This is a genomic window from Longimonas sp. (genome assembly GCF_040409695.1).
GTDB lineage: Bacteria > Bacteroidota > Rhodothermia > Rhodothermales > Salinibacteraceae > Longimonas.
The window spans coordinates 16643-39478 of the sequence record NZ_JARWGJ010000081.1; the positions used below are offsets into that span (position 1 = coordinate 16643).

The window sequence follows — 22836 nt, forward strand, 5'->3', positions numbered from 1 at the left end:
TGACGGGTCTGTGCCTGTCTGCGTACCACCAAATCGTGGGCGGGGTCACAGACAGGCACAGCGTGCTGCAGAGCAGTATTGGATGCGGAGCCGTTAGACTTCGAGCGTACGACGCTCTTCAACGACAACGTAGGTTTCGAACTCGTCGCCGACCTTGATGTCGTCGAAGTTCTCAACCGAGATACCACATTCGTATCCGGTCTTAACTTCTTTCACGTCATCCTGGAAGCGTTTGAGTGATTCGAGCTCGCCTTCGTAGACAACAACGCCTTCGCGGAGTACCCGAACGCGGTGATCGCGGCTGATAACACCGTCGGTGACGTATGAGCCCGCTACCGTTCCAACACCAGGCACCTTGAAGATCTCTCGGACATCGGCGCGGCCTTTGACTTCTTCGCGCTTCTCGGGGCTAAGCATCCCTTCGAGCGCGTCATGCACGTCTTCGATGGCTGCATAAATAATCGAGTAGGTTCGGATGTCGACCTCCTCGCGCTTGGCGGCCTCGCGGGCTCCCGATGTAGGACGCACCTGGAAGCCAATGATGACCGCTTCAGAGGCACGGGCAAGCATAACGTCGCTTTCGTTGATCGCGCCCACGCCGCTGTGAATGATGCGCACAGCCACTTCGTCGGTCTTGAGTTTGAGAAGCGCATCAGCCAGCGCTTCAACCGAGCCGCCCACATCGGCTTTGACGATGAGGTTGAGCTCGTTGTACTCTCCAGTCGAGAGGCGACGCCCGATTTCGTCGAGCGACAGTTGACTCTTGCGGCGCAGTTCCTGCTCGCGGTGGATCCGCTGGCGGTTCTGCGCAATGTCGCGCGCTTCGCTCTCGTCGTCGAGCACCACAAACTGGTCGCCCACCTCCGGCGAGCCGTTACAGCCCAGCACCAGAGCTGGCTGCGACGGCCCCACCTCTTCGACGCGGTTGTCGCGTTCGTCAAACATAGCACGCACGCGTCCGCTGTACATGCCAGCGACAAACGGATCGCCCACTTCGAGCGTCCCGTTCTGCACGAGCACCGTAACCACGTTGCCGCGTCCTTTCTCAAGGCGGCTTTCGATGATCACACCATCGGCTTCGCGGTCGGGGTTTGCTTTCAGTTCAAGCAGTTCAGACTGCAAGATAACCTTTTCAAGCAGGTCGTCAATGCCCTGCCCGGTCTCGGCAGATACCTCGGCCGACTGGACGTTTCCGCCGTACTCCTCAACGAGCACGTTGTGCTCGGCAAGTTCGGCTTTCACGCGTTGCGCGTCGGCTTCGGGTTTATCCATCTTGTTGATGGCTACCACGATCGGTACATTCGCAGCCTGCGAGTGGTTAATCGCCTCAATCGTCTGCGGCATAACCGCATCGTCGGCAGCAACAACCAGAATCACAATGTCGGTTGCCTTCGCACCGCGAGCACGCATCGCCGTAAAGGCCTCGTGCCCCGGCGTATCCAGAAAGGTAATCGACCCTTCCTGATCAGACAAGTTAACCTGGTGGGCGCCGATGTGCTGCGTAATGCCTCCTTCCTCTCCTGCAACCACGTTGGCGCTACGGATATAGTCAAGAAGCGATGTCTTACCGTGATCGACGTGCCCCATCACCGTCACAACCGGTGCGCGTGGCTCCAGGTCTTCAGGGTCGTCTTCGCGAACCTCGATTGCATCGGTGCTGAACTCGTCGATAAACTCGACGTCCATGTCATACTCCGCCGCGATAAACTCGATGGTGTCGCGGTCCAGACGCTGGTTGATGGATACCATCATCCCGGCATCGAAGAGCGTCGCGATGACCTCTTTGACCGGCTCGCCCATCAGGTTGGCAAGCTCACCGGTAGAGACGTACTCCGTCACGCGAAGCACACTTTCCTGTTCAGCTTTGCGCTCACGCTCGCGCTTGCGTTCTTCTTCGTGGCGCTGGCGACGACGGCGACGGCGACGCTGGCGTGCGCGACTTGCGCCCTGTTCGAGCTCCTGAAGCGTTTCTTGGATCGTCTTCTCGACGTCCTCTTCTTTCGGCTTCCGGCTCTTCTTGCGCTTGCTTCGCTTCTGCTTTTTCTGCTTCTGTTGCTGCTTCTGCTTTTTCTCGCGCTGCTTCTTTTCCTTTTTCTCTTTCTTCTTACGCTTCCGCTTACGCTTGCGGCGACGCATTTTCGAGAGGTCAACTTTCCCCACGACCTGTGTACCTGTAAGACGGTACCGGTTTGCTTTAAGGGTCCCATCTCCCTCTTCTTTGCCTTCAGCTTCGTCTTCAGCTTCTCCGGACTTGGCTGCCTCTGAATCAGCATCGGCCACAGCGTCTGCTGTTTCCTCAGCCTCTTCTGTGTCAGCCGCATCCTGCGCCGTGGTCTCGTCGGCAGCCTCTTCGGCAACTGCATCGGACGTCGTAGAGTCTTGGTCTGCTGCGTCGGCCACCGCGTCTCCAGCCGCTTCGTCCGCTGAGGCTGCATCACTGGCTGCTTCTTCGGACGACTCCTGCGCTGCAACCGAAGCATCAACGGTCTCATCAACCTCGGGGGACTCCGCAACTGCCTCAGTCTCGGAGGCGTCTTCCTGGATGTCTTCCGGAGCGTCTTCAGAGGCCGCTTCCGCTACCGGCACGTCTTCCGGCACTTCAGTTTCAGGCGCCTCAGCCTCGGGTTCGCTTACATCGGACACGTCAGATGCCTGCGCTTCTTTTGCAGGCTCTTTCGCGGCATCACCGTCGGCATCATCGGAAACAACACGCAGCCCCTTGTTCTTGGTAGCATCTTTCGCACGGATGACTCCGTCGTCGGGCTCTTCCTCCTCTGCGATGGGCTCCTCAAGCTCAGGCGATGCCTCAGCCTCGGTCGCCGACGCCTCTGCCGTTGGGGCCTCCGCTGTATCGGGCTCTGTGGAGGGCTCTTCAACAGAGGGGGGCTCGGACGAAGCCTCGTCCGCATCTGCTTCGGAAGCTGCCTCCGCCTCTTCAGGCACTGCGGCCACCTCGGCGCCCTCTTCCTCTTCCTCTTCGATAGAAGCCACCTCGTCGCGATCAACCCCTTCGTCGGCGTCACGAGCCCGCAGTTCGCGGATCCGCTCGGCCGCTTCGGCATCATCGGCGTACCTTTCACGCAGCACAAGATATGCCTCCTCGTCGGTAATCTTGGCCGTAAGGCCCGACCCCGACAGAGCATCTTCATATCCCTCTTCCGTGAGGAACTCCTCAACCCGGTCGGTCGAGATATTGAGTTCCTGCGCTACGCGGAACAGTTTCTTCTTTTTGAATGCTTGTTTTTCAGTCGTCGCCATAAAGTGGTGTTATGTTACTCAATGCCCCTCACCCGGGGCCGAACGCTGGTAGTTACGCAGTTTGCATGGGAGGCCAGTCTATCAGGTTGATTCAGAAGATGGTTGAGTGGGTGTAACGGGCGTGGTGGCGTCGTGGTCCTCACCCTGCTCCTCATCGATTGTGTCGCCCGACTCGGCATCCACTGGTGCATCAGACGCCTCATCTGCCGGTTCCGTTTCAACGTCGTCTGCATCGGCTTCAACGTCGCCCGAAAGCGCGCCGGCGGTCACTTCGTCTGGTGTCGTATCTTCCATGGCCTCGACCCGGAAGGCCCCTTCAGCCAGGAAGTCCGGCACGGTAGGCCCGCGCTGGAACTCTGCCCGTACCACGTCGAGCACGCGCTGGGCCGTGTCGCGATCGAGCGGCGTGCGACGTGCAATGGCACCGGAAGACAGCTCAAGTACCGCCTTACCAGAGTCACAGCCAATCGCCTTAAGCTGCTCGATTACTTCAGCGTCGAGCTCATCGGCAAACTCTTCGATTTCGATATCTTCCTCATCAGCCGGAATCTCACGGTAGACGTCAATCTCATACCCCGTAAGCTGCACGGCCAGCTTGATGTTAACGCCTTTGCGACCAATCGCCTGGCTAACCTCGTCGGCCACGACCTCGGCCCGGGCTCGGGGCGGGTCGACCTCGGTGTTGATCTTCACCCGCACAGGCTCTGCCGGCGAGAGAGCACGCTTAATGAGTGTCTGCGGATCGTCCGACCATTCCATCACATCGATGTTTTCGTCGGCCAGCTCACGCACCACAGCGTGGATACGCACGCCTTTCACGCCGACACAGGCACCAACCGGGTCGACCCGCTCGTCATGACTCGTAACGGCCACCTTTGCGCGATCGCCAGGAATACGGGCCACTTTCTTGATTTCAACAATTCCTTCGTAGACCTCGGGGACCTCAATCTCGAAGAGCCGCTCCATGAACGTTTCGTCGGCCCGGCTTACTACAACCTGGGGGTCGCTCCCGGAATCGCGGCGCACCTCTTTCACAACGGCGCGCAGCATATCCCCCTTGCGGTACTTATCATCAGGAATCTGCTCGCGCGCAGGCAGCGACATCTCAACACTTTCCTCGTGCACCAACAGCGTCTCGCGGCGGCGGATCTGGCGCACCTCTCCCACAACGATCTCCCCGATCATCTCGGAGTATTCGTTGTAGATCTGCTCTTTCTCAAGGTCGCGAATGCGCTGCTGGAAGGTCTGGCGAGCCGTCATCACGGCACGTCGCCCGAACTCCTCGATATCCATCTCGCTGGCCAGGTCGTCGCCCACTTCAGCATCCGGGTCGACCTTCTGTGCGTCGCTCAACTCGATTTCGGTAACCGGATCGACCAGATCCCAGTCGTCAACCACCTCCTGAATGTGCAGAACCTGGATGTCGCCCTGGTTCGGGTTGAAGATGATTTCAAACGCCTCGTCAGCGCCGAACCGCTTTTCAATCATCGCCTTAATCACATCCTCGACAATGATCTGCAGCGTTGCCCGGTCAATGTCTTTGACGCGGGCAATCTCTCCAAATGAAGAAACGAGATCAGCACTTCGCATAATCGGTAGGCTGTGGTTGCATGAAGAGGGTGTGGGTTACCAGGGCAACTCGATCTTGGCACGCTCGATCGCGTCGTATGGCAGCGTTATAGAATCGCCCGAGGGCAGCTCTACGGTAATCTGTTCATCATCGGCGGCCATTAACGAAACCACTTCGTATTGTGTAGATCCGTCATCCGGATCTTCGTACTTAATGCGTAACGAGCGGCCAACGTTCTTCTGGTACTGACGCGGCGCGGTGAGCGGCCGTTTGATGCCGGGCGACGACACGTCGAGCGTGTATGCGCCCTGCACTACGTCGTCCACTTCCAGCTCAAACCCAACGTCACGGCTGATCGCAGCCAGATCGTCGTGCCCGATACCATCGTCGCCATCCACAAAGATTTCGATGACACGCGTACCCCGGTGCCCCCGTATGTTGAGGTCAACCAGGAAGTACTCGGTCGGGCGCAGTACCGACTGCACCACTGCGCGCACTTGTCCCTGTAGCGATGTTGGTTTCGTTTCCATGTCCGTATAGGAGAAGCCGAATCTATGGCGGCTTCGTCGTCATCAGGTATTAGATAATCGTGTGTCTGGCCGTGCAGCACGGGCGTCTTGCTGGCCAACCTTGCTGGCCCAAACAGCGACAGGCCCGGCGTCGGAACCCCGCTGAAACCAGAACCCTGTAAAAAGTCAGAACCCTACAACAAAAAAGGGCGGCTACACAAGCCACCCCGAGGGCACCGCGCTAACAAGCGCGGCGGGTTCTTTGTCTCAGTGGAAGGTAGCAACGTACCCCCTTACAGGTTGTTTCTGTGTCGCATCTCCTTTATACACAGTTATAGCGATCTGCATACATTCGCATACATTCACACAGCGACGCCGGCCCCGCGAATCCATCCCAGCGCAGCAAGGTACGTATGCAGCGCATGTGTGACGCATGTGTAGCCCGCTGCTCTACGCCTCCTTTTCACGGTCCTCCGTTCATGCAACGCCCTCCTGCCACTCAATGCCTGGCGCTTCTGCTTGCAGCTGTCGTAGCAGCATGGGGCCTGCCCAACACCGCCGAGGCGCAGGAGCGCGACTCGACGCTCGTCTTCGAGCACCTGACGCTGGAGCGCGACACCGTCGATACGTTCCAGCCCCTCCCCTACCCGATCCCTTCCTACATCCAGCCCGGCACCGTAACCGTGTGGGTCAACGGCGAAGAAGCCGAATCTGGCCGCTACACCCTCGACCTCGACGCCGCCACGCTCCGCTTCGACCCACCCCTCTCCCCCGACAGTGAGCTGGTGCTCACCTACCGCCGCTGGCCCGTAAGCGCTACATCAGCACTGCCGCAGGAGGATGCGGACGCCACGCCGACCCCGGATGCGCTCCTCTCCCCCGACGATTCTGATGCCCCTCCACCGGCCTACGACCCGTTTGAAGGCGTGCGCCTCAGTCGCAGCGGATCCATCTCGCGGGGCATCGTTGGCGGCTCGCAGCGCGATGCCCGCCTCGAATCGGGCCTGCGCCTCGACCTCGAAGGCGACCTCACCGACGACGTGTTCGTCCGCGCAACCCTCACCGACCAGGATACGCCCATACAGCCCGATGGTACCACGCAGCGCCTGAGCGACTTCGACCGGGTCTTCATCGAGATCGATGCCCCGCCGGGCACTGCACAGCTGGGCGACATCGAAGCTTCGTTCCAGGCCAGCCCGTTTGCCTCGTACGAGCGTCTCCTGCAGGGCGCCCAGCTCACCAGCCGCCCGGTCAGCGCCGGACCGGTGCGTGTAGAGGGGCAGACCGTCGGTGCAGTGTCGCGGGGCATCTTTCAGCGGCAGGACATCCCCGCCGAAGACGGCGTACAGGGGCCGTACCGCCTGCGTGGACGCGACGGGGAGCCGTTTATCGTGATCACGGCAGGGTCGGAGCGGGTCTTTCTGGATGGCGAGCGCCTCGAACGCGGCGAAACCAACGACTACGTCATCGACTACGCGCGTAGCCAGATCACCTTCACCACGAACCGGATCATCACCGCCGACCGGCGCATCACGGTTGAGTTTCAGTATACCGCTACGCCGTTCACGCGCTCGCTCCTCGGCGCCGAGGCCAAGGCGGGACTGTGGCACCGCTCCGACGGCTCCCCACGCCTTGAAGTAGGTGCTACGGTGTTGCGAGAGGCCGACGGCGGCGACTTTGCGGCGGCACTGGGCCTCTCGCCCGCCGACTCGGTCGCCCTCGCCGAGGCAGGCCCCAACGACGTAACACGCAGCGGCGCCACTCGCGTCGAGTTCGACCCCGAAGCGCCGTTCGTGCAATACCGGCAAGACGTCGTCTCCGCACCCGACGGCGCATCCGATACGATCTTTGTAGCGCTCACCGAACGCCCCGCTGAGGGTGAGCCGGTCTTTCGGGTGCAGTTCACGCGCGTGGGTCCGGCCCGCGGCAGCTACGTGCGTGGGCGCCCACAGCAGAACGGAATTGCCTACACGTATGTGGGGCCGGGCGAGGGACGCTACGTACCCGAACGGCCCCTGCCCCGTCCGCAAGAGCGGCAGGTCGTCGATCTACGGGCCCGCGCCGAGCCCCTACCCGGCGTGCATCTGTCGGGCCACTGGGCACAGTCGCAGGTAGACGTGAACCGGTTCTCGTCTGACCCGGACGCACGCACACAGGGAGACGCCTACCGCATGCGCATTCGCACCGACCCGACGGCGCTATCGGTCGGCGGGCAGGAGCTGGGCACGGTCGAGGCGTCGTACGAGCGCGAGGCGCGAGCGGCCCGGTTCGAACCGTTCGAGCGCGGACGGTCGGTCGAGTTCAACCGGCGCTGGAACCTGGACCGCACCGGCGCGGAGCTGCCCACCGACCTGCGCAACCGCGGGCGCGAGTCGATCGATGCAGTGTCCGGCACCTGGGCCCCCTCTGATGCCGCCCAGCTGTCCGGCGAGTGGGGCCGCTATGCCATCGGCGACCTGTTTGAGAGCACCCGCTGGCAGGGCACGGCCGGCTATCAGCGGGAGTCTGGGGGGCAGGCCCGGTACACCGGCGAGTGGATCCGCAGCGCCCGCGCCGAGGGCGAGCGCGGACGTTGGGTGCGCCAGACCGTGCGACTGGCCGGCCCCTCAGCGCGCATCTGGACTCCCGAAGTAGACGGACGCTTCGAGCGGCGTACCCAGCGCCCCATTGGCGAGGAGGCACTCACCGATGCGTCGTTCCAGCTGTGGGAGGTTACGCCTCGCATCCGCTATACCCCAACGCATTGGGCACTCAGCCTGGGCGGCGGGCTGCGAGCCGAGCGCGAGGGCGCCGAGGGGACGCTCGATCCGGCGGCGCAGGCCTGGCAGGTGGAGACGGAGGCAGCCTACGACGGGCCTGGCACCACGCGCCTGAACCTGCGGGGAGCGTACCGGTCGCGCAGCGTGCGCGAGTTCTTTCGGGTAAATCGGCAGGCCGCCGACAGCGAAACGATTCTGGCCCAGGCTGAGGCGTCGACCACCGGCTGGCAGCGGGCGGTGGACGTGCAGGCGTTCTATGAGGGACGCACCGAGCGCACGCCCACGCTGCAGGAGACGTTTATTCGTGTGGGGCCGGAGCTGGGACAGTTTGTCTGGGTGGATGCGAACGACGATGGCATTGCGCAGGTGGATGAGTTCATCCCCGAAACCACGCCGGGCGAGGGCGAATACATCCGCTCGTTTGTACCGTCGGACTCGCTTGTGCCGGTGGCCAACGTAGAGGCGCGGCTGCAGCTGCGTCTGGACCCGAGCCGGGTATGGGGCGACAGCCGTTCAGCGCTAAAGCGGGCGCTGTCGGCGGTGCAGCATCGGGGCGAGGTGCGCATTCAGGAGACCACCGAATCGCCCAACCTTGTGCGGGTCTACCTGCTCGACCCGAGCACGTACCGCCGGCCCGGAGAGACGCTAAACGGACGCATCGACTGGCGGCAGACGCTGGAGCTGTTTCCGGGGCGGTCTCGCGCGGGAGGCGAGCTGTCGTGGACGCAGGAGCGCGAGCTGGATGAGCGTTCGGCCGGCAGCGAGACGCGCTTTCGGCAGACGTGGAGCACCCAGGCTCGCTGGCGTCCGGTGCGCCCATGGACGCTCCGCCTGCGCCTGTCGACGGGAACGGATCGCTCGGCGAGCAGCGCCTTCGGATCGCGCAGCTACGACATCCGGTCGTGGACGCTGCGTCCGGAGTCGCAGCTTGACGTGACCGATGCCCTGCAGGTGAGCGTGCGGCCAACCTGGGCGCGCAGAAACGATCGCCGTGGCGAGCGGCAGGCTACAGTGTGGCGCCTCCCCACCGAAGCAACCTGGCGGCAGGCACGGCAGGCGCAGCTTACCGGTGATCTGGAGGCCGCGCATGTTGCGCTTACCGGCGAGGCGCAGGGGCTGGCGCTGTTTGAGCTGACGGAGGGCCGGGGACCCGGCACCTCGTTCCTGTGGGAGCTGCGCGGACGCTACGTGTTCTCGGATCTGCTGCAGGGCTCGCTCCGCTACAACGGCCGCGCCCCCGCCGATGCGGATGTGATCCACACGTTTCAGGTTGAGCTTACCGCTACGTTTTAAGGACGCGTTAGGAACACGCGGGAGCTGCAACTGACGCGGCGCTCGATGACCTGCCCGCTTGGGTCGGTCACCGCGCGGGTGGAGCCCAGGTGGTCGGTGTGGTAGTAGCGGTGCTCGCTTTCGGCTCCGCCTACAAAGCGCCCGACGGGGGTGCCGCTGGGGAAGAGGACGTTGTAGTAGTCCAGGGGTACAGTTAGTGTAAGGGTATAACTCCAAATATCATAAGTAGAAGAGGTATCACAAACCATAAAAACCCCGTTCCGAAGAAAACACCTGCCCATATCTTGCACGTTCGCCGTTCAGACTGAGACAGCAAAGCCTGCTGAAGGTCTTTGGACGAATGGGTAAAGAGGTAAATCAGCGGTAGCAGCAAAGCCCCTTGCATAAGGGTCATAACAAAACCAGTTTTAAAAGGAATATCCCAGCCAACTAAGTAGAGATCAAGCAACCGGAGATACAGAATAAGCATTCCTCCAAGACCGAGTTTGGCCCAGCGAATTCCCCACACATCCTCGGTCCCATCTTTATCAATACGCAGCAGTGCCAGGCCGAGAACGACTTTATCCACAACGGTCAACTGCAGTTGCTCTTTGGGATTTGTGTCTTCTGGCATTGAGGAGAATTCAGTTGGAGGTGATTGCATACTCATCGCAGTGGCTTTTTTGTTGTCGCCAGACCAATTAAGTGAAGTCACGTGTCAATGTTGGAGTTCAGGGGGGAGTAACAGCCCGCCCGATGATAATAACAAACCACCTGTCATGGTGAGCGAAGGCCGACGGAGGTGGCCGCAGTCGAACCCTCTCCGCGGAGTTCAGCAGCTATGCCCCCCAGCAGCCCTGCTCATTTCGAAGGAGATCTTTACTCACTGCGTTCGCCTGTCCCGGATCTGATCCGGGATCTCGCTTCGCTCGTGTCCGACTCTGCGTCTCCTTGGCGGAGCCGCTGCGCTCAAGATGACAATGCATGAACGGAGCAGTGCATGCTCAAAACAGACGTGTGACGATACTTATGCTTACAACGGTCACCTGCTGGAGCGAAATGAAATAGCTGGACCAGTTAGTGATTGGGGCGCACGCTGTTGGTCCCAAGAGCTCGCCGGAAACCGTCTTGTAAGCCATTACCTGCTGATTGCTGCCCTCGATTTGTAGGTAATGTTCATTTGCAATAACGGAACCAAAGAGTGGCAATCTGTGGCTCCGTGTGCGTGGGATCACGCCCTGCTCCTGCCTATCCTTTCTTTGGCAGGTTCTCTGGGCGACGCGCCTCGGCGGCCTGCTGCTGCAGGGCTTCGGGCAGCTGGTCGGTGCCCTGTATCTTCTCGTGGGTCAGCCCCTCCTCGGGGTCCCACGTAGTCATCTCGTACCATCCGCCGCCGGTATACGAGAGCGCCGTATCCTGTCCGTCGATCTCGGCAACGGCCGCACCGTTGACTTCCTGCCCCGCCCAGCGGCGTAGCCATGTGACAAGGATCTCTTCTTCCACCTCGCGGTCAAGCCCCTGGTCAATCAAAAACCGGGCAATGTCGGTCGGCAACGCTTCCGCTTGCATCCGGATGGTGCTGAGCACCTCAGCCGGATCGTCGTGCTCATCAAGCGCACGGCAGGTCGTTGCCCAGATATCAGACCCGGCATCGTCATAGCAGCGGGCGGCGCTTGTCCAGCCTTCAAGCAGGCGATGGCAGCGCCCCGCATCTGCAAGCGCTTCGGCGCGCTCGTAGCACGCAGCGGCGTCGGCCCAGGCCTCTGCCTGCTCGTGGCAGGCGGCGGCCTTCTTCCACGCCTTTGCCTGCTCAAAGCAGACCGCCGCATCGGACCATACCTCGGCGTCTCTCCAGCACATCGCAGCATCGGTCCACTGCTCGGCGTCCTCGTAGAGCGGGGCCGCCCGGGTGAGCAGGTCCTGCGCCCGAAAGTAATCGGCTGCCGCTACAAAGCGCCCCTCCTCGGCGTCGTGCTCAGCTTGCATGGCAGCCGCGTCGTCTTCGCGACCGGCCGCCCGATAGCACGCGGCGGCATCGGGCCAGGCGCCAATCGTGCGGTAGCACTGCGCAGCAGCGACCTGGTCGCCCGCTTTCTGGTAGCAGTCGGCGGCCTCCGCCCACGCGCCTATTTCGCGATAGCAGGTAGCCGCGTCGGTCCAGGCCCGGGCCTCGGAGAAGCACCGCGCGGCCTTCTCCCACGCTTTGTCGGAGCGCCAGCAGCGGGCTGCGTCGAGCCACTGCGTGTCGTGCTCGTAGCAGCGCGCCGCCGCCGCCCAGCGCTCCAGGCTCTGGTAGCACGTAGCCGCCGCATGCCACGCCTCGGCCTGCTCATAGAGCCGCGCCGCCTCAGAGAGCCGGTCGTGGTCGCGGTAGTAGTCCGCAGCACGGGCCCAGCGCCCGGTCGCCGCGTCGTGTTCGGCCTGCAGCGCGTCCGCTTCGGCGGTGCGGCCCGCTGCCTGCAGCAGGTGGATGCGAAACGAACGGTCGTTGCACGCGGCGTTATAGTCGAGCAGGAACCGGGCCTGCGACTCGGAAAGCGCGCCTTCGGAGGTCCACGTTGCCATCTGCTCGGATGATATGCCCGCGTCGGGGGTGCGCCGGGTGCTCATCCACTCGCAGATCGCGGCCCACGTGGGGGCTGCGGCTTTGCGATAGCACTCGGCGGCGGCGAGCCAGTGCTCGCGGTCGCGGTAGTAGCCGGCTCGCTTGCGCCATTCTTCTTGCGAGGGATCGCCCTCCCAGGGCGCCCGAAAGGCGTCGATCGTGCCCACGGTGCGCGACACGGCCTCGGCCTCCCATAGCGATCCTGCCGGGTGCGGGTCGGCCACAACGGTTACGCTACGCCGTGCCCGCGTGGCGGCCACATAGTGCGTGCGCAGCGTCTGCCGGTTCTGCTGGCGCGCGGCCTTGCGCTCCGCCGGCGCCGCTCCCGGACGATGCACGAGGCGGTCGTCCAGCTGGTAGAGCACGACGTGGTCCGCCTCCAGCCCCTTCGCGTCGGCGACGGTCCATACCAGCGGATGGCCCCAGCGCTCCCGAAGCTCCTCGGCCTCCGACTCGCTCTCGGTCAGGATCAGCACTTCGGGGTGCGCCTGCGAGAGCGCCTCGTCGATCGCGGGGTCGGGGGCGGTGCGCATGGGGGGCGGCCCAAGCGGACGCGCCTGCTCGGGGTCGAGGGCGACCACGTCGCCTCCTTCCTCTTTGAGCAGGTCGGCCAGGGCCTGGGGGAGGCGCAGCGTAGGCGCACTGGCGCGGTACGATCGCGTAAGCGTGTAGGGCTTGGGCGCCTCCCAGCGGCGCTCGTGAAAGATCGCGCGCGGCATGCGCCACCCGAAGCCCGATCCGCCCAGCACCTGCGTCGGATCGCCCGCCAGGAGCATCTGCTGCTCGCATCCCTCTTTGAGCGTAGCCAGCGCCACACGCAGCTGCTTCTCGGTCAGGTCTTGCACCTCGTCGAGCACCAGCGCGTCGTAGCGGCGCGGCTTGGTGCCGTCGAGCAGGCGGCGCAGCGCCCGCGTGGCGATGTCCTGGTCGTCGAGGCGATTGCGCTCCTGCAGCGAGGCGTGGTACTGCTCGGCCAGGCGATGCACCTCGGCGCGCTTGCGGCGCGGCACCGCCGACCACGTGTCGGGCATGTCGCGGCAGTAGACGGTGCGCGGGAGCAGCGTGCATACGTCTTCGGCCCGGGCGGGCGTGGACTGGATGGGCAGCATGCCCTTTACGACCGCACGGATGTCGGTCGCGAACAGCTGCTTTTCGGCGCTGCTCAGCGGGTGACGGCTCAAGAAGAAGCGCAGCTGTTCGGGGTTGGCCTGGCAGTACTGCAGGCTGCGCACGTTTAGGTCGAGCGTTTCGGCAGCCAGCGACTGGTAGGTCCGGAAATCGACCGGGTTGGCATCTTCGGGGCGCGTAGGCAGTGCGTTGTAGAGGTCTTTGGCGTGCGACACGAGGCGCGGGTTATGCGTCACGAAGGCCAGATCGGCCTCAGGGTCGGTCTCCTGCATCACCAGCAAGCGGTAGAGCGCCAGCGTGGTCTTTCCGCTACCTGCCGGACCGTTCAGAAATGTGGGAAGCGGCTCGTGCAGCAGCTGAACCTGCTCATCCGACAGGATCAGCTCGGCGGGAATCTCTTCGGCATCGGCCCAGGCCTCAAAGGCGACATGATTTTCGAGATACCACGGCAGGTTCTCGGGAGGCGCGCTAAGCACCGCCTCATATTCAGACGAGAGGGCCGCGTACGCATCCCACCGGTTGGTTTCCGGAAAGTCGCGTTCGATTGCGTCAAGGCTGGCGGCGGGGTTGTCGGGCGTGGGGGCTGTCCAGGTGCACGCGTCGAGCTCGTCGGCCAGGATCCACTGCATCGCGTCGGGCACATCGAACTCCTTGCGGCGCAGCACACGGGGCACATCGTCATGGTCGAAGACGACCGTCCAGCAGTGCGCTGTAAGCACCGGCTTTTCGTTGCGGCGGTCGGCGTGGCGTCCGTACGTGAAGAGCAGGCGGGCGGCGTCGCTCACGCGTGCCTCCCAGACGGCCACGTCGGGCCGCGACTGGAGCTTCTTGACGCGCAGCCCGCTGTCGAAGTGGTCGTAGTGGATCTTCTCCAGCGTATCCAAGACCCGCTTATGCTCGCGCTCGGGCAGTGCGTTGAGCGTATCTACCAGATGCGAAGATAAAGCAACCTGGGGCATGGGAGTGGACGATCTGAATACAAATAAGCAAAGAACTTGCATGAACTACTCCCCTGCTGCGTTCCACATACCCGGCAAAGCTCGGCAGACAGAGAAGGATGTCGGAGGAACAGACGACGCCGCGAGAGCCGCTGAATGGCATCCGACGGAACCCATCTCCTACTTGACGGCATGTGCAGGTTTCTTCTTTTTCCTTTGCTGATGGCTTTGGGGCCGAATACGCCGTACTGACCTCCCCCATTCTCTTGCGCGGTTCGGGGTTTCCTCTTGCGCGAAGGAGGAAATGTTGCGTAGCGACAAAGGGGGATGGGCACCGCCAGATGATCTTTAATTGCAATAACGGCAATACGTGCCGGAGCGAAGGCCGAGAGGGGGCGCCCATGCGATCACAAGCTACGGGCCGCTGCCCTCCGGTCCTGGGCCGCATCGGTCTGTCTACCGGGGCGTGTACGCCCGCTTTCCCCTAAACCCATGCTGTTGGATGCCCACACGCGCAGGATTGCCGCGCGCAGGATTGCCGTGCGCACGTTCGCTACGCGGACGGGCTGCGCCGCCAGCGCTCGGGCAGCGCTACAAGCGCGACGGTGGCCAGCGGAGCGAGCAGCGTGGCCGCGAGGAGTCCGCCCGTAACGGTGACGGCCAGGCCCATCCAGAAGTCGTTGTCGGCGGGAAAGACGAGCAGCGGCAGCATCGCGACGCAGGTGGAGATCGTGGTCGTCCACATCGGACGCAGGCGCTCGCGCACCGCCAGCCGCACGAGCACTGAGGGGCGCCCGTGTGGACGCGCCTCGCGGAGCTGGCGGTAGCGGTCGACCAGCAGGATCGCGTCGTTGGCGGCGATGCCTACGAGCAGCACGGTGCCGATGAAGGCGCCTTCCGCAAAAGCAATGTCGGCCCACCAGAAGCCGACGGCCAGCCCGATGGCGGCCAGCGGCAGGCTTAGCAGGATGAGCGCAGGCAGCCGCCACGACTCGAAGACGATAGCGGTAACGAGCAGGATGAGCAGCACCGTAGCGGCCAGCACCCATCCGAAGGCCTGCTGGGTTTCTTCGGTAAAGAAGAAGCTCTGGCTGCGTTCAAGCCGGTAGCCGGGCGGCGTCTGAAAGCCCTCCATAACGCTGTTCACGTATTCGTTGCCCATGCGGCTCGGCCCCCGAAAATCGATGCGTACATAGCGCTTGTACTGCTGGTCTTCGCGCTCGATATGACTGGGCACTTCTTCTACCTCGTAGGCACTCACGCTTTTGAGCTTCACCTGCGTTGAGTCGGTCACGGGCAGCGGGCGGTCCATAAAGGTGTCGATGTCGATCTCCTCGGCGCCGTCGACCACGATGCGCAAGGGCAGGCGCACGTCGCCGTCGAGGTCGGCGAAGAGCGACGCGAAGCGCGTGGAGAGCACGGGCCGAAGCTCCCGTGCGATGTGCTGCGCGCGGAGTCCGGTACGAACGGTAGCGTCGGCGCGCCAGTCCAGATGCAGCACCTCGCGGGGCGTACGGCGCCCGAAGCCGCGCCCTGCATTTGTATTGACGGAGGCGACGCGGCGGCTGCCCGCCCGCAGGCGGTCGGCGAAGCGTTCGGTGAGGGCTTCGAGATCATCGTAGTTCGACCCGCGCGCTTCGACAGTAAAGCCCGAAGCCATCCCCCCCACCCCGCTGAAGTAGCCCTGCGGCAGCAATCCGCCCACCGACACGCGGATGCCGGCCAGCAGGACGGCCTGCTGGATGAGCTCCTCACGCACGATATAGGGCTCGGCAGTCTGCAGGGCGGGCTCGTAGAACTGCACCTGCATGGTGGCCGAGCGTTCGCTGATGCGGGTGATGGTGCGTTCGACGGATTCGGAGGCCAGGGCCACCTGTTCGAAGCGCTGCATCAGCGAGTCGGCCCGGTGGATGGGGTTGCCTGGCGGAAACCCCAGGCTCACCCGCACGCTGGGGCGGGTGTCGAAGCTCCACTGATCGCCAAAGTCGGTGGTCTCGAAAAAGATGCGTGCCACCCCGCCCAGGGCAGGGTCGAGCCAGTCGCGGGCATCCTGCACGAGGTCGCTTCCAACAGTCGCGTTGTAGACCCCCGCCAGACGGGCCTGCGGACTCGTTTCGTCGTCGCCGGGTTCAATCTGGGTCGGCAGCAGCCAGAGCGGCGTGCCGAGCAGGAGCAGCAGCGCGATGCTGGTGGTGGCGGGCAGGCGCGCTGCGCCCCAGAACGGCCACCGCAGCACTGCGCGCACCCACACAGGCAGGCGCCACGACGGCTCGGGCGGCGGCAGCCAGCGCCCCATCACGGGCACTACAAGCGCCGCCGTAACGAGCGAGGCGGCCAGGGTAACGGCAGTCAAGATACCAAACGGAAGGAAGAGCGTACGCAGTTCGCCACTCAGGTAGACGAGCGGCGCCATCACGGCCATTGTGGTGCATGTGCCCCCTACCAGCGGCAGCCACACTGCTTTCAAGGAAGCGCGGGTTGCCTCCACCTCCAGTTCCATACCTGAAAGCCCCCGCACCGACAGGCGGTCGCGCTGCAGCATCAGCTGCTCGACCATCACAACGCTGTTGTCGACCAGGATACCGAACACCAGCACGAGTCCGGCCAGCGTGAGCAGGTTCAGCGTAAGACCGAGCGGCCCCATCAGCGCAATCCCCACTGCCAGCGCCACTGCCACGCTAAACAGCACGATGCCAACCGACCGCACGCTGCGCAGCATCATCAGCAGCACCAGGGCCACGAGCACCAGTCCGAGTCCGCCCCGCCACTGCAGGTCGCGCAGCTCGGCCCGCACCGATTCGCTGCGGTCGTCGGCCACGACCAGGCGGGCTCCTTCGGGCAGGAGCGGCTCCATCTCGCGTAGCTGCATCTGCACGCTGCGCGCCACCTCCAGCATGTGGCTCGCCGGGGCCCGATCGAGCGTGAGCGTAACCACGGGCTGCCCGTCGATCCGGCTGATGGAGCGGCGTGGAGCCGGGCCGCGCTGCACCTGCGCAATGTCGCCGAGACGGATGGGCGTAACCTGTCCGCCCGACACGTCACGGGCCCCGCGCACTATCACCTGGCGCAGCGCTGCCACCGACTCCTCGGCCGGACTCAGCAGCAGGGCCGACTCGCCGCCCCCGCGCAGCCGTCCGTACACCCGGTCGGTGAGCGCATCGGCGAGGCGCGCCTGCATGGCCCCCGCTTCGAGTCCGTAGGCCGCCAGCCGGTCGGGGTCGAGCGTAACGAGCACCTCCCGCTCGGTGCCCCCCTGCACCACCACATCAGCCACCCCCGAGATTCCGCTGAGCTGCGGCGCAAGCTGGTCGTCGGCCCAGCGGCGCAGCGTACCCGGGGTCTGCGGACCGATGAGCTGTAGCGTCATAAAGCCCTGTTCGTCGCGTAGCTCTTCCGGAATCTGCTTGGTGAGGCGTGGCGTAACGCGGTCGGGCAGGTCGCGGCGCACCAGCGCCAGCTGCTCGTTAAGCCGCGCCACGTACGCCCCCAGATCAACCTCCTCACCCACCTCAAGCGTCACCACCGTGCTCCCCTCGCGCGACAAGCTCTGCACCCGGGCGGTACCCTCCACGGCCTGCCCCGCCCGCTCGATCGGCGCCGTCACGTGCTGCTCCATCGCGCGCGGCGACGCCCCTGGCCACGACGCACTCACCCGCACCACCGGCAGCTCCACCTGCGGCACCCACTCCAGCGGCACGGTAGTTGCCGCCCAGCTGCCCGCCAGCAGCAGCGCAATGGCCCACGCCATAATGGCAACCGGCCGGTTTAAGAGGGATGCGATGCGCGTATGCATAGGTCAGGGATGGACGTGTATCGAGAACCGTTCGTTCTACTACGTATGCTCAGGCACCTGTACAGGAAGGCATGTCGCTCGGTGTCAATGAATAGGCGTTCAGGACGCCCTTCGCGCTTGGGCCTACCGGGCCGTACCGGCGATCCGTGCCACGCTCTGCGCCAGCACGGGCACCACAAACAGCGTAAGTATCGTTGCGCTAAGCAGCCCCCCCACAATGGCGATAGCCAGCGGCGCGCGCAGCTCGGCCCCTGCTCCGAAGCCCAGCGCAAGCGGAAGCAGCCCCAGCGTGGTCGTAACCGTCGTCATGAGAATGGGGCGCACGCGCGCCTTTCCTGCTGCAGTGATTGCAGCGCGCAGGTCCATGCCCCGGGCCAGCCGCTGATTGATGAAGTCGACCTTGATGATCGCGTCGTTCACCACGATCCCGACCAGCACCACACATCCGGTCATGCTCATCAGGTTGATAGTCTGCCCGGTTACGCCCAGCACCGCCACCACGCCCGCCGCCGCCAGGGGCACCGCCGCCAGGATGACAAACGGCTGCAGCAGGCGCTCAAACTGTGCGGTCAGGATCAGGTAGACCAGCAGCAGGCTCAGCAGCAGGCTCCACCCCACCGCGGTAAGCCCCTCCTGAAACGCCGTACTGGCCCCGCCCACCGTGTGGCGAGCGCGCGGCACGTCGGCCAGCACGGGCGTGAGCGCCGTGTCGATTGCGTTGAGCGCGCGCCGCAGGTCGTAGCCCGACGCCACACCGGCCGTGATGCGGGCTACCGGCGTCTGGTCGATACGCGTGAGGGCCGCGGGCAGAGCGATGCGCTCCGCCTCCACAAAAAGGTGCAGCGGCAGGAGTCCGTTCGCTGTGGGTATGAGGCGCCCCAGCAGGTCGTCGATGGTCGTAGCCTGCCGGGTACGCACCATGATAGGGATCTCTTCCCCGATCTGACGCAGCTCGCTGGCCCGGCGTCCGCGGGCCCCGGCCTCCAGCTGATCGCTGATCTGCGCCGAAGACACCCCGAAGCGCGCCATGTTATCGCGCCGCAGATGGAGCCGGTACCCAGGCACGTCTTGCGCTTCGGCGCGCTGCACCCCCGCAAGGGCCTCTTGCTGCTGCAGCGCCGTGGTCGCCGCCTCAATGAGTGCGGGCCGGGGGCGCTGCTCATCGGCCACCAGGTCGATGGTAAGCTCAGCGCCTCCGGCCACAAGCAGCGCCTCAAGCTGCGTCTGCGCGGGCTGTACATCTACAGTCATATCGCCCGGTAGGTCGAGCGCTTCGAGGCGGGCGGTCGCGGCAGGGGCCGACACGTCGTCGGCAAGGATGAACGTGAGGTCGCCCTCGTAGGGCGGTCGCGGGTCGAGTTCGAGGCGGGCGGTGGTGCGCTCGCCGAGGTCGGCCAGCACGTGGCGCGCCAGCCCCATATCGCGGGCCGCGGTTTCGAGGCGGGCCGCGCGCTCGCTCACCAGCGGTAGGTCGGCCCCCGATGCAAGCGTGAGATGCGCCTGCACCCGCCCCTGGTCGGCCGACGGCACAACCTCGCGGGGCAGGACGAGCGCCAGCGCACCCGCCCCCACACAGACAACCAGTGCACCCATCAGTACGGATTTGGGGCGATCCAGACACCACTGCAGTCCACGTTCGTATCCCCCCAGCAAGCCTTGCAAGCCCAGACCGAGCCCCTTGGCCTCGGTATTTTGGTCGCGGCTCATGATGACGGGCACCACTGCCAGCGCAACAAGAAGCGATGCCAGCAGCGCCACCACAACGGCCAGCGACTGATCGCGGAAGAGGCGCCCGGCCAGCCCTTCAACGAGCGTGATGGGCAGGAAGACCGCGATGGTCGTGAGGGTGCTGGCAGCGATAGCTCCTGCTACCTCGGCCGTGCCTTCGTAGGCCGCCTCTATGGCGCTGCGTCCGGCCTCGCGAAGACGTGCGATGTTTTCGACGACGATAATTGCATTGTCGACCAGCAGCCCCACCCCAAGCGCCAATCCACTCAGCGCAATCAGGTTGAACGACACGCCAAGCAGATCGAAGCCGATGAGCGTTAGGCCGAGCGAGAGCGGCACCGCCACGCCGATCGCCGCCACCACACGCCAGCGACGCAGAAAGCCGAACAGCACAAGAATAGCAAGCAGTCCACCTACCAGCACCGCCTGTGTGACGCCGCCGATGGCCTCTTCGATGAAGACGCTTTCGTCGACCACCACGTCAAGCGCTACGCCAGACAGTTCAGACGCAAGCGGTGCCAGGGCCGTGCGCACAGCTTCGGCAGCCTGTACCGTATTGGCATCGGGGGTGCGCTCAACCAGCAGCAAGAGCGATTCGCGGCCATCCAGGCGAACGAGCCCGCGCCGCTCTTCCACCGAAGGCCGCACCTCGGCAATATCACGTACCCGAATGGGCGTGGGCCCGGCACGCGTAACAACCGTTTCGGCGATATCGGTGTGCGACTCGAACTCGCCGCTGACCTCAACGGCGTACCGGAAGGGCCCACGCCGAATCTGTCCGCCCGAGAGCGCAGCGTTCGCCTGCTGCAGCGCCCGTCCTACGTCGCCCACACTGATGCCGTACCGGGCCATGCGGTCAGGATCGATGTTCACATCTACTTGCCGCTCGTGCCCGCCCGTGACCCGTACGCGTGCCACCCCCGCCAGCTGCTCCAGGCGCCGCGCCACCACCTCGCGCCCGATCTGCCGGAGCTGCGAGAGGTCCTGCCAGTCGCCCCGGTCGTCGGCCACAGCGCGGGTTTCTGTGTCGTCGCGTGCTGCCCCGCGAAGAGCCAGCATCATGATGGGCCGCTCGCTCGGGTCGACCCGTAGCACCACCGGGCGCTCGGCTTCATCGGGGAGCGCGTTGCCCAGCCGGTCGATCTGCTCGCGCACCTCCAGCAGCGCCAGGTCAAGGTTTGCGTTCCACCCGAAGCGCAGCTCTACAAGGCTCCCTCCCAGCTGACTGCGCCCTGTAACACGCTGCAGCCCCTGTGTGCCCGACACAGCGCCCTCAATGCGCTCGGTAACGCTCCGCTCCACGCGGTCGGGTGGCACATCCGGGTATGGCGTCCAGACCGTGAGCGCCGGGTAGCCCAGGTCGGGCAGCAGCGCTACCGGCAGCCGCACGATCGCTGCTGTGGCAAGCACCGCAACCAGAATACACGCAGCCGTAACGCCTACAGGACGATTCAGGCAGAGGCGGATAAACGATCTCATGGGAGGGGGACGTATCGGTTAGCGAGCAGGCCATGGCTCCCTACGCTCCAGCTCAGACACGTGCATCGCGTGGGGGCACACAGGGGGCACATAAGGGGGCGCACAGAGGGCACAAGGGGGATGCGAGCGTTCAGGGCATTGCGAGCGGAACGGGATCACTGGCTTCTACCGGGGCATCGTGCGCCAGGGCGAAATGCCCATCTATCGCAACGCGATCGCCTTCCTGCAGTCCATCTACGATCTCCACGAAGTCCCCCGAGCGGGCTCCCACTTCGACATAGGTCCACTGCGCACGTTCGTTACGCACGACAAAGACCAGGTCGCGCCCCTGCCGAACGAGCACTGCGTCGGTGGGTACCACGATGCGATCGCTCAGGCGATGGGTTTCGAGGCGGATGGTCGCAAAGAGTCCGGCCAGCAGCTGGCCTTCAGGGTTGGGGATGCGCACGGTAACGCGCCCCGTGCCGCGCTCCTCGTCGACGCGCGGGTTAACCGAGTAGACCGTGCCTTCAACGCGACCATTGTTGCCGTTGAGGGCCGGGACGTGCACCTGCGCCGTGGCCCCCTCGTTGATGCGCACGAGGTCTTCCTCAAGCACGTTGACAGTCACTTTCATGCGTCGATCGTCAAGAATGCGTGCGATCATCTCGCCCGCGGCAACACGCTGCCCGGCTTCCGCCTCCAGGTCGGCCACGCGCCCAGCGAACGGCGCCGTGATGCGCGTGCGTTCCAGCTGCAGGCGGGCGCGCTCTACGCGCTGCTCCGCCTGGGTAAGTCCGTACGTAGCGGCCTGCACCGCGCTGCGGTCGAGCCCGGCACGCATCTGCGCAAGCTCCAGCTCGCGGCGCAGCGCCTGCACCTCAGCGCGCGAGGCGTCGCCGCGGTCAAATGCCGCTTCGGCCTCGCGGAGGGCTTCGCGCAGGTCGGCGACGGCGCTCGTATCCGCCACCTGCCGAACCCCCGCTTCGCGGGTATTTACAGCGTACTCGGCCCGCGCCTGTATAAGATCGGCTTCCGCCTCAGCCAGTTCGATCCGCTCGTCGCGGTCGTCGACACGCACGAGAAGCGCGCCCTCGCCGATGCGTTGCCCCTCTTCTATGGCACGCTCGCGCACCACCCCGCCGCGCTCCGCACTAACGGTAGCCTCGCGCCAGGGCCGTAGCCGTCCGGTTGCCTCCGTGCGCACCGGGAAATCCATGCGCTCGACTTCAACCACATCAACCTGCGCGGCCGACGACGCCACGTCTTCGGTTTCAGGACGATCATCGGCAGCAGTTTCGCCCGTGATACGGGGCCAGAAGCCATATAGAATGAGCCCGCCCACCGCCAGCAGCAGTACCCCTGCCGCTACCTGCCACGCCTGCAGGCGCAGCCCCGTAGTCACGGATGATCTGGTCTCCTCGGATGGCGTGGCCTCAGGGGTCGTTGATTCGGATGTAGAAGAGCTGGAAGACGACATACAGTACAGCCTATCTCAATAGTTTTGATGAAATGAGAAGGATGTGTAGGTACACACACTCTATCATACGATCATCGCTACAGAGATGCAAGATCCATGAAGAGGTTTATCTCGGGGCTGCACTGTTCCGAAGAGCAGGAAGAGGCGAGATGCCAGAAGATGACTGCTTTATAAGACACCTCCACCCGTCCACCTCTCTACCTGTCCATATTTATCTACGGTAGTAGGTAGACGCTAAATGATATAGCCAAAAGACATCGCACTTCGTTTCGTTCGAACCCCCTCTCCCTTCGGGTTTCTCCCCCTTTTCCAAGGGGGAGATGTCGGTAGACAGAGGG

At 64.2% G+C, this 22836-nt stretch carries 10 protein-coding genes; 1 reads left to right on the plus strand and 9 read right to left on the minus strand.

From position 1 onward, the window contains the following. Nucleotides 1-93: 93 nt before the first annotated feature. The 3 genes from infB to rimP all read right to left on the minus strand — a co-directional run bounded on the left by infB (nt 94) and on the right by rimP (nt 5358). The gene (gene infB / locus PPP56_RS05025) at nt 94-3258 is read right to left on the minus strand and encodes a translation initiation factor IF-2 (protein ID WP_353562935.1); all 3165 of its coding nucleotides are present in this window, start codon (nt 3256-3258) and stop codon (nt 94-96) included. Between the two features lie 81 nt (nt 3259-3339). Further along, entirely contained in the window at nt 3340-4848 is a 1509-nt protein-coding gene (gene nusA, locus PPP56_RS05030; protein WP_353562936.1) for a transcription termination factor NusA, read from the minus strand. Between the two features lie 36 nt (nt 4849-4884). Further along, a complete protein-coding gene (gene rimP / locus PPP56_RS05035; protein WP_353562937.1) occupies nt 4885-5358 on the minus strand; it encodes a ribosome maturation factor RimP in 474 nt (157 codons plus the stop codon). A 458-nt stretch (nt 5359-5816) separates the two neighbouring features. Between rimP and PPP56_RS05040 the strand changes: the two genes are divergently transcribed. Beyond that, nucleotides 5817-9389, plus strand: a complete 3573-nt coding sequence (locus PPP56_RS05040) for a DUF8818 domain-containing protein (RefSeq protein ID WP_353562938.1) — start codon at nt 5817-5819, stop codon at nt 9387-9389. Here the strand turns inward: PPP56_RS05040 and PPP56_RS05045 are convergent. The 6 genes from PPP56_RS05045 to PPP56_RS05070 all read right to left on the minus strand — a co-directional run bounded on the left by PPP56_RS05045 (nt 9386) and on the right by PPP56_RS05070 (nt 22498). Continuing rightward, nucleotides 9386-9637, minus strand: coding sequence for a hypothetical protein (locus PPP56_RS05045; protein ID WP_353562939.1), 252 nt, complete (start codon nt 9635-9637; stop codon nt 9386-9388). The two genes, PPP56_RS05040 and PPP56_RS05045, sit on opposite strands and share 4 nt — an antisense overlap. Continuing rightward, a complete protein-coding gene (locus PPP56_RS05050) occupies nt 9583-10083 on the minus strand; it encodes a hypothetical protein (protein ID WP_353562940.1) in 501 nt (166 codons plus the stop codon). The genes PPP56_RS05045 and PPP56_RS05050 overlap by 55 nt, the downstream gene beginning before the upstream one ends. A gap of 533 nt (nt 10084-10616) precedes the next feature. Further along, nucleotides 10617-14060 carry a UvrD-helicase domain-containing protein gene (locus PPP56_RS05055; RefSeq protein WP_353562941.1) on the minus strand — a complete coding sequence of 1148 codons (3444 nt, stop codon included), beginning with the start codon at nt 14058-14060 and terminating at the stop codon, nt 10617-10619. Between the two features lie 532 nt (nt 14061-14592). After that, nucleotides 14593-17832, minus strand: coding sequence for an efflux RND transporter permease subunit (locus PPP56_RS05060; protein WP_353562942.1), 3240 nt, complete (start codon nt 17830-17832; stop codon nt 14593-14595). Nucleotides 17833-17955: 123 nt separating this feature from the next. Next, complete coding sequence (locus PPP56_RS05065; protein ID WP_353562943.1) at nt 17956-21039, minus strand: efflux RND transporter permease subunit; 3084 nt, start codon at nt 21037-21039, stop codon at nt 17956-17958. 130 nt (nt 21040-21169) lie between these two features. Beyond that, nucleotides 21170-22498 (minus strand): efflux RND transporter periplasmic adaptor subunit, encoded by a 1329-nt coding sequence (locus PPP56_RS05070; protein WP_353562944.1) that lies wholly within the window; start codon nt 22496-22498, stop codon nt 21170-21172. Nucleotides 22499-22836: the final 338 nt, after the last annotated feature.

Coding starts and splice junctions, on each gene's coding strand:
- PPP56_RS05040 (WP_353562938.1), top strand. CDS start 5,817: ATGCAACGCCCTCCTGCCACTCAATGCCTGGCGCTTCTGCTTGCAGCT.
- PPP56_RS05070 (WP_353562944.1), bottom strand. CDS start 22,498: ATGTCGTCTTCCAGCTCTTCTACATCCGAATCAACGACCCCTGAGGCC.
- PPP56_RS05065 (WP_353562943.1), bottom strand. CDS start 21,039: ATGAGATCGTTTATCCGCCTCTGCCTGAATCGTCCTGTAGGCGTTACG.
- PPP56_RS05045 (WP_353562939.1), bottom strand. CDS start 9,637: ATGGTTTGTGATACCTCTTCTACTTATGATATTTGGAGTTATACCCTT.
- rimP (WP_353562937.1), bottom strand. CDS start 5,358: ATGGAAACGAAACCAACATCGCTACAGGGACAAGTGCGCGCAGTGGTG.
- PPP56_RS05060 (WP_353562942.1), bottom strand. CDS start 17,832: ATGCATACGCGCATCGCATCCCTCTTAAACCGGCCGGTTGCCATTATG.
- infB (WP_353562935.1), bottom strand. CDS start 3,258: ATGGCGACGACTGAAAAACAAGCATTCAAAAAGAAGAAACTGTTCCGC.
- nusA (WP_353562936.1), bottom strand. CDS start 4,848: ATGCGAAGTGCTGATCTCGTTTCTTCATTTGGAGAGATTGCCCGCGTC.
- PPP56_RS05055 (WP_353562941.1), bottom strand. CDS start 14,060: ATGCCCCAGGTTGCTTTATCTTCGCATCTGGTAGATACGCTCAACGCA.